Origin of the sequence: Mycobacterium sp. IS-1742, assembly GCF_001500125.1 — a bacterium.
Lineage (GTDB): Bacteria > Actinomycetota > Actinomycetes > Mycobacteriales > Mycobacteriaceae > Mycobacterium.
Window position 1 is genome coordinate 177,979 of record NZ_LQIV01000023.1, and the last position, 13,285, is coordinate 191,263.

Annotated in this window: 6 protein-coding genes; 5 read left to right on the plus strand and 1 reads right to left on the minus strand. The window is 70.7% G+C overall.

Features of this window, described 5'->3' with window-relative positions:
* Nucleotides 1-132: 132 nt before the first annotated feature.
* The 4 genes from AU196_RS15435 to AU196_RS15450 all read left to right on the plus strand — a co-directional run bounded on the left by AU196_RS15435 (nt 133) and on the right by AU196_RS15450 (nt 12,038).
* On the plus strand, nt 133-9,354 hold the full coding sequence (locus AU196_RS15435) for a type I polyketide synthase (RefSeq protein WP_059095945.1): 9,222 nt from the start codon (nt 133-135) through the stop codon (nt 9,352-9,354).
* Between the two features lie 13 nt (nt 9,355-9,367).
* On the plus strand, nt 9,368-9,760 hold the full coding sequence (gene acpS, locus AU196_RS15440; protein ID WP_011561029.1) for a holo-ACP synthase AcpS: 393 nt from the start codon (nt 9,368-9,370) through the stop codon (nt 9,758-9,760).
* A 69-nt stretch (nt 9,761-9,829) separates the two neighbouring features.
* Entirely contained in the window at nt 9,830-10,648 is an 819-nt protein-coding gene (locus AU196_RS15445) for a formate/nitrite transporter family protein (protein ID WP_059095946.1), read from the plus strand.
* A 46-nt stretch (nt 10,649-10,694) separates the two neighbouring features.
* Entirely contained in the window at nt 10,695-12,038 is a 1,344-nt protein-coding gene (locus tag AU196_RS15450) for a dipeptidase (protein ID WP_059095947.1), read from the plus strand.
* Here AU196_RS15450 and bcp read toward each other — a convergent pair.
* Nucleotides 12,035-12,508, minus strand: coding sequence for a thioredoxin-dependent thiol peroxidase (bcp, locus tag AU196_RS15455; protein ID WP_059095948.1), 474 nt, complete (start codon nt 12,506-12,508; stop codon nt 12,035-12,037). The genes AU196_RS15450 and bcp overlap by 4 nt on opposite strands.
* Nucleotides 12,509-12,620: 112 nt before the next feature.
* Here bcp and AU196_RS15460 point away from each other — a divergent pair, with 112 nt between their 5' ends.
* On the plus strand, nt 12,621-12,845 hold the full coding sequence (locus AU196_RS15460) for a DUF3618 domain-containing protein (protein WP_059095949.1): 225 nt from the start codon (nt 12,621-12,623) through the stop codon (nt 12,843-12,845).
* The last annotated feature ends 440 nt before the right edge of the window (nt 12,846-13,285 follow it).

The window sequence follows — 13,285 nt, forward strand, 5'->3', positions numbered from 1 at the left end:
TGGATTCGACGCCGAATCGCCGCAGGCCCGCCGCAGGGGAGCGCGGGACCGCCGCAGGGGACCACCCGATACGCCGACGTTCGCGAGCATTACGCGCGGGCGCGAGAGCACCACCGAGGGAGATAACGAGAAGTGACGATCTACGAGCATGACAGGGTTTCCACGGATTGGGACGACGAGTCCGGAGCCAAGACCACCCATGCGCTTGTGGATCGCCTGACCGCGGGTGAACCGTTCGCGGTGGCCTTCGGCGGGCAGGGCAGCGCATGGCTCGAGACCCTCGAGGAACTGGTGTCCTCCACCGGCATCGAATCGGAACTGGCCACCCTGGCCGGTGAGGCCGAACTGCTGCTGGAGCCGGTGGCCAGGGAACTCGTCGTCGTCCGTCCGATCGGCTTCGAACCGCTGCGCTGGGTGCGCGCGCTGGCCGCGGAGGAGCCGGTTCCCACCGCCAAGCAACTGACGTCCGCCGCAGTGTCCGTCCCGGGTGTGCTGCTGACCCAGGTCGCCGCCGTCCGCGCGCTCGCCCGCCAGGGCATGGACCTGTTCGAGACGCCGCCTGTCGCGACCGCCGGGCATTCGCAGGGTGTCCTCGCCGTCGAGGCGCTCGCCGCCGGGGGCGCCAAGGACGTCGAGCTGCTCGCGCTGGCGCAGCTGATCGGCGCGGCGGGCACGCTGGTGGCCCGTCGTCGGGGCATCACGGTCCTCGGTGACCGCCCGCCCATGGTCTCGGTCACCAACGCCGACCCCGAGCGCATCTACGAGCTGCTCGAGGAGTTCTCCTCCGACGTCCGCACCGTGCTGCCGCCGGTGCTGTCGATCCGCAACGGCCGCCGCTCGGTCGTCATCACCGGGACTCCCGAGCAACTGTCGCGGTTCGAGCTGTACTGCACCCAGATCGCCGAGAAGGAAGAGGCCGAGCGCAAGAACAAGCTGCGCGGCGGCGCGGTCTTCGCGCCCGCCTTCGACCCCGTCCAGGTGGAGGTCGGATTCCACACGCCGCGGCTCGCCGACGGCATCGACATCGTCGGCCGGTGGGCGGAGGCGGTCGGCATCGACGTCGCGCTCGCGCGCCAGATGACCGAGGCCATCCTGGTCAACCAGGTCGACTGGGTCGACGAGGTCACCGAACTCCACGACGCCGGCGCCCGCTGGATCCTGGACCTCGGCCCCGGCGACATCCTCACCCGCCTCACCGCGCCGGTGATCCGCGGCCTCGGGGTGGGCATCGTGCCCGCCGCGACCCGCGGCGGCCAGCGCAACCTGTTCACCGTCGGCGCCGTGCCCGAGGTGGCGCGCCCGTGGTCGAGCTACACCCCGACCGCCGTGCGGCTGCCCGACGGTTCGGTCAAGCTGTCGACGAAGTTCACCCGCCTGACCGGCCGCTCGCCGATCCTGCTGGCCGGGATGACCCCGACGACCGTCGACGCCAAGATCGTCGCCGCCGCCGCCAACGCCGGCCACTGGGCCGAACTCGCCGGCGGCGGGCAGGTCACCGAGAAGATCTTCAACGACCGCATCGCCGAGCTGAACACGCTGCTCGAACCGGGGCGCGCGATCCAGTTCAACTCGCTGTTCCTCGACCCGTACCTGTGGAAGCTGCAGCTCGGCGGCAAGCGGCTGGTGCAGAAGGCCCGCCAGTCCGGCGCCCCCATCGACGGCGTCGTCGTCACCGCGGGCATCCCGGAGCTCGAGGAGGCCGTCGACCTGATCGACGAGCTCAACGGCATCGGCATCAGCCACGTGGTGTTCAAGCCGGGCACCGTCGAGCAGATCCGCTCGGTCATCCGCATCGCCGCCGAGGTCCCGACCAAACCGGTCATCGTGCACATCGAGGGCGGCCGCGCCGGTGGCCACCACTCGTGGGAGGACCTCGACGACCTCCTGCTGACCACGTACTCGGAGCTGCGCTCGCGCTCCAACATCACCATCTGCGTCGGTGGCGGGATCGGCACCCCCGAACGGGCCGCGGAGTACCTGTCCGGCCGCTGGTCGCAGGTGTACGGCTTCCCGGTGATGCCCGTCGACGGCATCCTGGTCGGCACCGCGGCGATGGCCGCGCTGGAGGCCACCACCTCGCCGGCGGTCAAGCAGCTGCTGGTCGACACCACCGGCACCGATCAATGGGTCGGCGCAGGCAAGGCGCAGGGCGGGATGGCCTCCGGGCGCAGCCAGCTGGGCGCCGACATCCACGAGATCGACAACGCCGCGTCGCGCTGCGGCCGACTGCTCGACGACGTCGCCGGCGACGCCGACGCGGTCGCCGAGCGCCGGGACGAGATCATCGCCGCGATGGCCGCGACCGCCAAGCCGTACTTCGGCGACGTCGCGGACATGACCTACCTGCAGTGGCTGGCCCGCTACGTCGAACTCGCCATCGGCGACGGCGACAGCACCGCCGACACCAGCCGCGGCGATTCCCCGTGGCTCGACATCACCTGGCGCGACCGGTTCGCCCAGATGCTGCAGCGCGCCGAGGCCCGGCTGCACCCGCAGGACTCCGGACCGATCGACACGCTCTTCGCCGACGAGGCGCTGCTGGAGACCCCGCAGGCCGCGATCGAGGCGCTGACCGCCCGCTACCCGGACGCCGAGACCGTGCTGCTGCACCCGGCGGACGTGCCGTTCTTCATCCAGCTGTGCAAGACGCTGGGCAAGCCGGTCAACTTCGTGCCGGTCATCGACAAGGACGTGCGCCGCTGGTGGCGCAGCGACTCGCTGTGGCAGGCGCACGACGCCCGCTACACCGCCGACCAGGTCTGCATCATCCCCGGCACCGCCGCCGTCGCGGGCATCACCCGCGTCGACGAGCCCGTCGGCGATCTGCTCGACCGCTTCGAGCAGGCGGCTGTCGACGAGGTGCTGGCCTCTGACGGCAACCCTGCGCCGGTGATCAGCCGCCGTCAGGGCCGCGGGGACGTGGAGGGCCCGCTCGCGGTGCTGCTCGACGCGCCCGATGTGCTGTGGGCAGGCCGCACGGCCGTCAACCCCGTGCACCGCATCGCCGTCCCCGCCGACTGGCAGGTGCGCGACGGGAGCCGCACGGCGACTCACGCGTCGACCGGTGCCCGCCTCGAGGTGGCCGACGATCAGCATGTGACGTTGAGCGTCCCGCTCTCCGGTACCTGGATCGAGATCCGCTTCACCCTGACCGACGTGATCCGCAGCGGCGGCGCCCCGCTGGTCACCACCGACGACGCCGCGACCGCGATGCGCGCGGTGCTCGCGATCGCCGCCGGGGTCGAGGGTCCCGACGCGCTGCCGCCGGTCCGGGACGGGTCCGCCACCGTCACCGTCACGTGGGATCCGGAACTGGTCGCCGATCACACCGGCGTCACCGCGACCTTCGGCGCCCCCCTGGCGCCGACGCTGACGGTCGTGCCCGACGCGCTGGTCGGGCGCTGCTGGCCCGCGGTCTTCTCCGCGATCGGCTCCGCCGCCACCGACACCGGCTTCCCGGTCGTCGAGGGTCTGCTGAGCCTGGTGCACCTCGACCACGGCGCCCACCTGGTCGCGGCACTGCCCGAGCAGCGCGCCGAGCTGACCGTCACCGCGACGGCGGGCACGGCCACCGACACCGAGGTCGGTCGCGTCGTCCCGGTGTCGGTCAACGTCGCCGACACCGACGGCACCGTTGTGGCCACGCTCGAGGAGCGCTTCGCGATCCGCGGCCGCACCGGCCCGGCGGAACTGACCGACCCGGCCCGTGCCGGCGGCGCGATCTCCGACAACGCCACCGACACCCCGCGCCGGCGCCGCCGCGACGTCACGGTCGGTGCGCCGGTCGACATGCGGCCGTTCGCGGTGGTCTCCGGTGACCACAACCCCATCCACACCGACCGCGCCGCCGCGCTGCTGGCCGGTCTGGAGTCGCCGATCGTGCACGGCATGTGGCTGTCGGCCGCCGCCCAGCACGTCGTCACCGCCACCGACGGCAAGGCCGTCCCGCCCGCCCGTCTGGTGGGGTGGACCGCCCGGTTCCTGGGCATGGTGCTGCCCGGTGACGAGATCGACTTCCGCGTCGACCGCGTCGGCATCGACGTCGGCGCAGAGGTTGTCGAGGTTCAGGCCCGCATCGGCTCCGAGCTGGTCATGTCGGCCACCGCCCGGCTCGCCGCACCCAAGACCGTGTACGCCTTCCCCGGCCAGGGCATTCAGTCCAAGGGCATGGGCATGGAGGTCCGGGCCCGGTCCAAAGCCGCCCGCAAGATCTGGGACCAGGCCGACAAGTTCACCCGCGAGACGCTGGGCTTCTCGGTGTTGCATGTGGTCCGCGACAACCCGACGTCGTTGATCGCCTCCGGTGTGCACTACGAGCATCCCGAGGGTGTGCTGTACCTGACGCAGTTCACCCAGGTCGCGATGGCCACGACGGCTGCGGCACAGGTCGCCGAGATGCGTGAGCAGGGCGCGTTCGTCGAAGGCGCGATCGCCTGCGGTCACTCCGTCGGCGAGTACACCGCGTTGGCGTGCGTGTCCGGTGTCATCGAACTCGAAGGTCTGCTGGAGGCGGTGTTCCACCGTGGCTCCAAGATGCACGACATCGTGCCGCGCGACGAGCGGGGCCGGTCGAACTACCGGCTGGCCGCGATCCGGCCGAGCCAGATCGACCTCGCCGACGAGGACGTCGAGAGCTTCGTCGACGAGATCGCCGCGCGCACGGGTGAGTTCCTACAGATCGTGAACTTCAACCTGCGCGGTTCGCAGTACGCCATCGCCGGAACCGTGCGGGGTCTGGAGGCGCTGGAGGAAGAGGTCGAGCGTCGTCGCGAGATCAGCGGCGGCAAGCGGTCGTTCATCCTGGTGCCCGGCATCGACGTGCCGTTCCACTCCAGCGTGCTGCGGGTGGGTGTGAACGACTTCCGGCGCAGCCTCGAGCGGGTGCTGCCGCGCGACCGTGACCCGGAGCTGGTCGTCGGGCGCTACATCCCCAACTTGGTGCCCCGGCCGTTCACCCTGGACCGCGACTTCATTCAGGAGATCCGCGACCTGGTGCCTGCCGAGCCGCTCGACGAGATCCTCGCCGATTACGACACCTGGCGTAACGAGCGGCCGATCGAGTTGTGCCGCAAGGTCGTCATCGAACTGCTGGCCTGGCAGTTCGCCAGCCCGGTCCGTTGGATCGAGACGCAGGACCTGCTGTTCATCGAGGAGGCCGCGGGCGGACTCGGTGTCGAGCGGTTCGTGGAGGTCGGCGTGAAGTCGGCGCCGACGGTCTCCGGCCTGGCGACCAACACGCTCAAACTGCCGGAGTACTCGCACAGCACGGTCGAGGTGCTCAACACCGAGCGCGACGCCGCGGTGCTGTTCGCCACCGACACCGATCCCGAGCCGGAGCCGGAGGAGGAGGCGGCACCCGCCGCCGAGACCGCCCCGGTCGAGGCGGCCGCGGCGGCGCCCGCAGCCCCGGCCGCGCCCGCGGCGCCCTCGGGCGGACCGCGCCCGGACGATCTGAGCTTCGACGCCGCCGACGCGACGGTGGCGCTGATCGCCCTGTCGGCCAAGATGCGGCTCGACCAGATCGAGGGGCTCGACTCCATCGAGACCATCACCGACGGTGCGTCGTCGCGGCGTAACCAGATGCTGGTCGACCTGGGCTCGGAGCTGAACCTCGGCGCGATCGACGGCGCGGCTGAGGCCGACCTCGGCGCGCTCAAGGGTCAGGTGACCAAACTGGCCCGGACGTACAAGCCGTTCGGCCCGGTGCTCACCGACGCGATCAACGATCAGCTGCGCACGGTGCTCGGGCCGTCCGGCAAGCGTCCGGCGTACATCGCCGAACGTGTCGGCAAGGCCTGGGAGCTCGGCGCCGGTTGGGCCAAGCACGTGACGGTCGAGGTGGCGCTGGGCACCCGCGAGGGCAGCAGCGTCCGGGGCGGCAGCCTCGGCGGCCTGCACGACGGCGCGCTGGCCGACGCCGCCACGGTCGACAAGGTGATCGACGCGGCGGTGGCCGCGGTGGCCGCCCGTCAGGGCATCGCGGTCTCCCTGCCGTCGGCGGGCGGCGCCGGTGGCGGCGTGGTCGATTCGGCGGCGCTCGGTGAGTTCGCCGAGCAGGTCACCGGACCCGACGGCGTGCTGGCCAACGCGGCCCGCCTGGTGCTGGGCCAGCTGGGGCTGGACGCCCCGGTGACGGCGCCGGCGACCACGACCGACGCCGAACTGATCGACCTGGTCACCGCCGAACTCGGTTCGGACTGGCCGCGCCTGGTGGCGCCGGCGTTCGACGGCCGCAAGGCCGTGGTGTTCGACGACCGCTGGGCCAGTGCGCGTGAGGATCTGGTCAAGATCTGGCTGGCCGACGAGAACGACATCGACTCCGACTGGCCGACGCTGTCCGAGCGCTTCGAAGGCGCCGGCCACGTCGTTGCCACGCAGGCCAATTGGTGGCAGGGCAAGGCGCTGGCGGCGGGCCGCAACGTGCACGCGTCGCTGTTCGGCCGCATCGCGTCGGGCGCGGAGAACCCCGGTAAGGGCCGCTACAGCGACGAGGTCGCGGTGGTGACCGGTGCCTCGAAGGGTTCGATCGCCGCGGCCGTGGTCGGGCAGTTGCTCGACGGCGGCGCCACGGTCATCGCGACCACGTCACGCCTCGACGACGCCCGGTTGGCGTTCTACAAGACGCTCTACCGCGATCACGCCCGCTACGACGCGAAGCTGTGGGTGGTGCCCGCGAACATGGCGTCGTACTCCGACATCGACGCGCTGGTGAAGTGGGTCGGTAGCGAGCAGACCGAAAGCCTTGGGCCGCAGTCGATCCACCTCAAGGACGCCCAGACCCCGACGCTGCTGTTCCCGTTCGCCGCGCCGCGCGTGGCCGGGGACATGTCGGAGGTCGGATCGCGCTCCGAGATGGAGATGAAGGTGCTGCTGTGGGCCGTGCAACGGCTCATCGGCGGGCTCTCGTCGATCGGCGCCGAGCGCGACATCGCCTCCCGTCTGCATGTCGTGCTGCCCGGTTCCCCGAACCGCGGCATGTTCGGCGGCGACGGCGCCTACGGCGAGGCCAAGTCGGCGCTCGACGCGCTGGTGACCCGCTGGAGTGCGGAATCGTCCTGGGCGCAGCGGGTTTCGCTGGCGCATGCGCTGATCGGCTGGACCAAGGGCACCGGGCTGATGGGGCACAACGACGCCATCGCCGGCGCGGTCGAGGAAGCGGGTGTGACGACGTACACCACCGCGGAGATGGCCTCGATGCTGCTGTCGCTGTGCGACATCGAGTCGAAGGTGGCCGCGGCCCGCGAGCCGATCAAGGCCGATCTGACCGGCGGCCTCGGTGACATCGAACTCGACATGGCCGCACTGGCCGCCAAGGCCCGTGAGGAGATGTCGGCCGACGCCCCCGATGAGGACGACGACGCACCCGCGCCGGGGACCATCGCCGCGCTGCCGTCGCCGCCGCGCGGTTACACCCCGGCGCCGCCGCCGGAGTGGGCGGACCTCGACGTCGACCCCGCCGACCTGGTCGTGATCGTCGGCGGTGCCGAGCTCGGTCCGTACGGGTCGTCGCGCACGCGCTACGAGATGGAGGTCGACAACGAACTGTCGGCCGCCGGTGTCCTCGAATTGGCCTGGACCACAGGCATGATCAAGTGGGAGGACGATCCGAAGCCGGGTTGGTACGACGCCGCGAGCGGTGATCTGGTGCCCGAGGAGGAGCTCGTCGAGCGCTACCACGACGCGGTCGTGGAGCGCTGCGGCATCCGTGAGTTCGTCGACGACGGTGCGATCGACCCCGATCACGCCTCGCCGCTGCTGGTCAGCGTGTTCCTCGACAAGGACTTCACGTTCGTGGTGTCCTCCGAGGAGGAGGCGCGGGCGTTCGTGGAGGTCGACCCCGAGCACACCGTGGTGCGCCCGGTGCCCGATTCGTCGGACTGGCAGGTGACGCGGAAGGCCGGCACCGAGGTCCGCGTTCCGCGCAAGACCAAGCTGTCCCGCACGGTCGGCGCGCAGATCCCGACGGGCTTCGACCCGACGGTGTGGGGCATCACCCCGGACATGGCGAACTCGATCGACCGGGTGGCGCTGTGGAACATCGTCGCGACCGTCGATGCGTTCCTGTCGGCCGGCTTCACGCCGACCGAGTTGATGCGCTGGGTGCATCCCAGCCTGGTGGCCAGCACACAGGGCACCGGCATGGGCGGCATGACCTCGATGCAGACCATGTACCACGGCAACCTGCTCGGCCGGAACAAGCCGAACGACATCCTGCAGGAGGTCCTGCCGAACGTCGTTGCCGCGCACGTGGTTCAGTCCTACATCGGCTCCTACGGTGCGATGATCCACCCGGTCGGCGCGTGCGCCACGGCGGCGGTGTCGGTCGAGGAGGGCGTCGACAAGATCCGGCTCGGCAAGGCCGAACTGGTGGTGACCGGCGGCTTCGACGACCTGACGCTGGAGGCGATCATCGGGTTCGGTGACATGGCGGCCACCGCCGACACCGAGATGATGCGCGCCAAGGGCATCAGCGATGCGAAGTTCTCCCGTGCCAACGACCGGCGTCGCCTCGGCTTCGTCGAAGCCCAGGGCGGTGGCACGATCCTGCTGGCCCGCGGTGACCTCGCGGTCAAGATGGGCCTGCCCGTGCTGGCGGTCGTGGCCTACGCGCAGAGCTTCGCCGACGGCGTGCACACCTCGATCCCCGCTCCGGGGCTCGGCGCGCTGGGCGCCGGCCGCGGCGGCAGGGATTCGGTGCTGGCGCGGTCGCTGAACAAGCTGGGCGTGGGCGCCGACGACATCTCGGTGATCTACAAGCACGACACGTCCACGCTGGCCAACGATCCCAACGAGACCGAGCTGCACGAGCGGCTCGCCGACTCGCTGGGGCGGTCCGACGGGGCGCCGCTGTTCATCGTCAGCCAGAAGACGCTGACCGGGCACGCCAAGGGCGGCGCGGCGGTCTTCCAGATGATGGGCCTGTGCCAGGTGCTGCGCGACGGCGTCATCCCGCCGAACCGCAGCCTGGACTGTGTCGACGACGAGATGGCCACCTCGGGGCACTTCGTCTGGCCGCGGGAGACGCTGCGGATGGGCGAGAAGTTCCCGCTCAAGGCCGGTCTGGTGACCAGCCTCGGGTTCGGCCACGTCTCCGGACTGATCGCACTGGTGCATCCGCAGGCGTTCTTGTCGACGCTGTCTCCTGAGCAGCGCGACGATTACGTGGCGCGGGCCGAGCAGCGCACGCTGGCCGGTCAGCGCAGGCTGGCGTCGGCGATCGCGGGCGGTCGGCCGATGTACGAGCGGCCGGACGGACGCCGGTTCAGCGCCGACGCGCCCGAGAAGCGCCAGGAGGCGGCGATGCTGCTCGACGCGGCATCCCGGCTCGGCGACGGCGACGTGTACGTCCGCTGATAGCGTTCCGCGGGTGGCGATAGTCGGAGTGGGGATCGATCTGGTGTCCATTCCGGACTTCGCGGAGCAGGTGGACCGTCCCGGCACGGTGTTCGCCGAGACGTTCACCCCGGGTGAGCGCCGCGACGCCGCCGACAAGAGTTCGTCGGCGGCGCGGCATCTCGCCGCGCGGTGGGCGGCGAAGGAAGCCGTCATCAAGGCGTGGTCGGGGTCGCGGTTCGCCAAGCGGCCGGCGCTGCCGGAGGGTATTCACCGCGACATCGAGGTGGTCACCGACATGTGGGGCCGGCCGAAGGTGCGGCTCACCGGCGACATCGCCGAACATCTCAGGGAGGCGACCATTCACGTGTCGCTCACGCACGAAGGGGATACGGCGGCGGCCGTCGCCGTCATCGAAGAGCCCTGAGCGGCGCGGCGGCGCTTCGACGACTCACTCATCGGGTACCCGTGCGGTTCGCCGACGTGAGGACCGATCGTGAGTGAGACCAGCCAGCGCCAACTGGGGGAGTCGGACAGCCCCATCGAGGACGCGCTCGAACACGCCTTCCGGCGGATGGTGGACGAGGGCACCCAGCGGCTGCACCGGAGTTGGCGCGAGGTGCTGGTGACCGGATTCTTCGGTGGCACCGAGATCGCGGTCGGTGTGCTCGCGTACCTGTATGTCCTGCACGCGACGCAGAATCCGCTGCTGGCGGGGCTGGCGTTCTCGATCGGGTTCCTCGCGCTGCTGTTGGGGCGGAGCGAACTGTTCACCGAGGGCTTCCTGGTGCCGGTCACCACCGTGGCGGCCAAACGCGCCAGCGTCGCGCAGCTGTTCAAGCTGTGGGGCGGCACGCTGGCGGCCAACCTGGTCGGTGGCTGGGTGCTGATGCTGCTGATCATGACGGCGTTCCCCCAGTTGCACGAGCAGACCGTCGAATCTGCCGGCCACTACGCCACGGCGCCGCTGTCGGCGAAGACGTTCGCGCTCGCGCTGCTCGGCGGCATGGTGATCACGCTGATGACCCGGATGCAGCACGGCACCGATTCGGTGCTGGGCAAGATCGCCGCGGCCGTCGCCGGCGCATTCATGTTGGCTGGGCTGCAGATGTTTCACTCCATCCTGGACTCGCTGATGATCTTCGGCGCGTTCATCTCCGGTGACGCCCCGTTCGGCTACCTCGACTGGCTGTGGTGGTTCGCCTACACGCTGGTCGGCAACGTGCTCGGGGGGCTGGGTCTGGTGACACTGCTGCGGCTGTTGCGCAGCAAGGACCGGCTCCAGGAGGAGCGCCGGGACGCCGAGACCGGCTGACTTTCACCTGCTCGCCCCACTCGGGTGACCCACTACGCTCGTGCGCATGAGCGACGTGGTGGCGCGGGTGCGGGAGGTTCTGCCGTCGGTGCGGTCCGATCTCGAGGATCTGGTGCGCATCGAGTCGGTGTGGGCCGATCCGGCGCGGCGCGACGAGGTGCAGCGCAGCGCGAAGGCGGTGGCAGATCTGCTCGGGGCGGCCGGATTCGACGATGTGGCCATCGTCGCCGAGGGCGGAGCGCCCGCGGTGATCGCCCGCCACCCCGCGCCGCCCGGTGCGCCGACGGTGCTGCTCTACGCCCACCACGACGTGCAGCCCGAAGGCGACCCCGCCCAGTGGTCGTCGGCACCGTTCGAGCCCACCGAGCGCGACGGTCGGCTGTACGGCCGCGGGACGGCCGACGACAAGGCCGGCATCGCCACGCATCTGGCCGCGTTCCGCGCGTTCGGCGGGAAACCCCCGGTCGGGGTGACGGTGTTCGTGGAGGGCGAAGAGGAGTCCGGATCGCCCTCGCTGGCGAACCTGCTTGCCGCGCACAGGGATTCGCTGGCCGCCGACGTGATCGTCATCGCCGACTCCGACAATTGGAGCACCGAGCGGCCCGCGCTGACCGTCTCGCTGCGCGGCCTGGCCGACTGCGTGGTCGAGGTCGCCACCCTCGACCACGGCCTGCACTCGGGGCTGTGGGGCGGCGTGGTGCCGGATGCGCTGAGCGTGCTGGTGCGGCTGTTGGCGAGCCTGCACGACGACGAGGGCAACGTGGCGGTCGCCGGTCTGCACGAAACGGGTGCCGCCGGCCCGGATGTCACGGTCGACCGCGGCCCGGACTGGGTGCGCGAGGAATCCGGGCTGCTGCCCGGTGTGGACGAGATCGGTTCGGGCTCAGTGGTCCAACGGCTGTGGGCCAAACCGGCGATCACCGTGATCGGGATCGACACCACGCCGATCGACAGATCCTCCAACACGCTGATCCCGCGGGCACGCGCCAAGATCAGCATGCGGGTGGCGCCGGGCGGCGACGCACGCGCACATCTGGATGCGCTGACCCGCCACCTCGAAGCGCACGTGCCCTGGGGTGCGCAGCTCACGGTGACCCCCGGCGACGTCGGCCAGCCGTACGCGATCGACGCCGCCGGCCCGGTCTACGACGCCGCGCGCGCCGCCTTCGCCCAGGCGTGGGGTGCCGATCCGGTGGACATGGGCATGGGCGGGTCGATCCCGTTCATCGCCGAGTTCGCCGCCGCGTTCCCGCACGCGACGATCCTGGTGACCGGTGTGGAGGATCCTGGGACGCAGGCGCACAGCGTGAACGAGAGCCTGCACCTCGGTGTGCTCGAACGGGCGGCCACCGCCGAGGCGCTGTTGCTCGAGAAACTCGGCGTGGGTTAGACCGACAGGTCGCGGCGCAGCTTCGCGACGTGGCCGGTGGCGCGCACGTTGTACTGCGCCTCGGCGATCCTGCCCTCCTCGTCGACCAGGAACGTGGAGCGGATGACGCCCTGAACGGTCTTGCCGTACATCGTCTTCTCGCCGAAGGCGCCCCAGGCGGTGAGCACCTCTCTGTCCGGGTCGGACAGCAGCGGGAAGGTCAGCCCCTCTTTGTCGCGGAACTTCGCGAGCTTGGCCGGCTTGTCGGGCGAGATGCCCACCACGTCGAGTCCTGCCTCGTTGAGTTCGGCGAGGTTGTCACGGAAGTCGCACGCCTGCTTGGTGCAACCCGGTGTGGACGCGGCGGGGTAGAAGTAGACGATGACCTTGCGGCCCCGGTAATCCGACAGGCTCACGGTGTTGCCGTCGGCGTCGGAGAGGCTGAACTCGGGTGCGGCGTCACCAACTGCGAGGCGAGGGGTCTGAGGCATGGCTGTCCCTTCTGATCGACCGGTGCCGTCATCGTCACACCGGCTGATCTAGGGTAGTTGCGCAGGACGGGGACCAGACTGGGGACCCAGCACGGGACATGGAGGACATGACGTGGCGGACCGGGATCCCGAGGCCATCAAGAAGGACATCGACGCGGCGCGTGACCGGCTGGCGCTGACCGTCGATTCCCTGGCGGAGCGGGCCAACCCGCGCCGGTTGGCCGACGACGTCAAGGCACAGGTGATCCGGTTCGTGTCGCGGCCGCCGGTGGCGGCCTCGCTGGCCGGCGTGACACTGCTCATCGTCGTGGTCACGGTGCGGCGCTCCCGCCGCTAGACCGGGGTCAGCGCCGACGGGACGGGATCAGCCAGTCGGCGAGCGAGAGGCGCGGTGGATTCGCGCGACGGCCCAGTCGGCTGCAGCTCACGACGGTCAGCGGCCCCTGCGCTGCGACGTCGCCCCTCGGGGCGGGGGCGGGCGCCACTGGAATGTGCGGAACGCGTGCTGTGGGCATCAGCTAAGACCTCATTCCGTCGTGGTGTCGATGTGGCAAAGTTGCCAGCTAACGGGGGACAGTACCAGCCAGGGACCCGACAGGCCGATTGGTGCCGCTGAAAGCGGGATATCCGAGCGACGTCCGCAACATCATCGCAAGGGTCCGGCGCAGCCCACCTGACGCTCATGGGCCGGACCAGCACATTTCTCTGGCGGTTGCCATGACGTCGATGGGACATCCGCGGCCCCAGCGACGCCATCGTGCCCCCGCGGACGGGGGC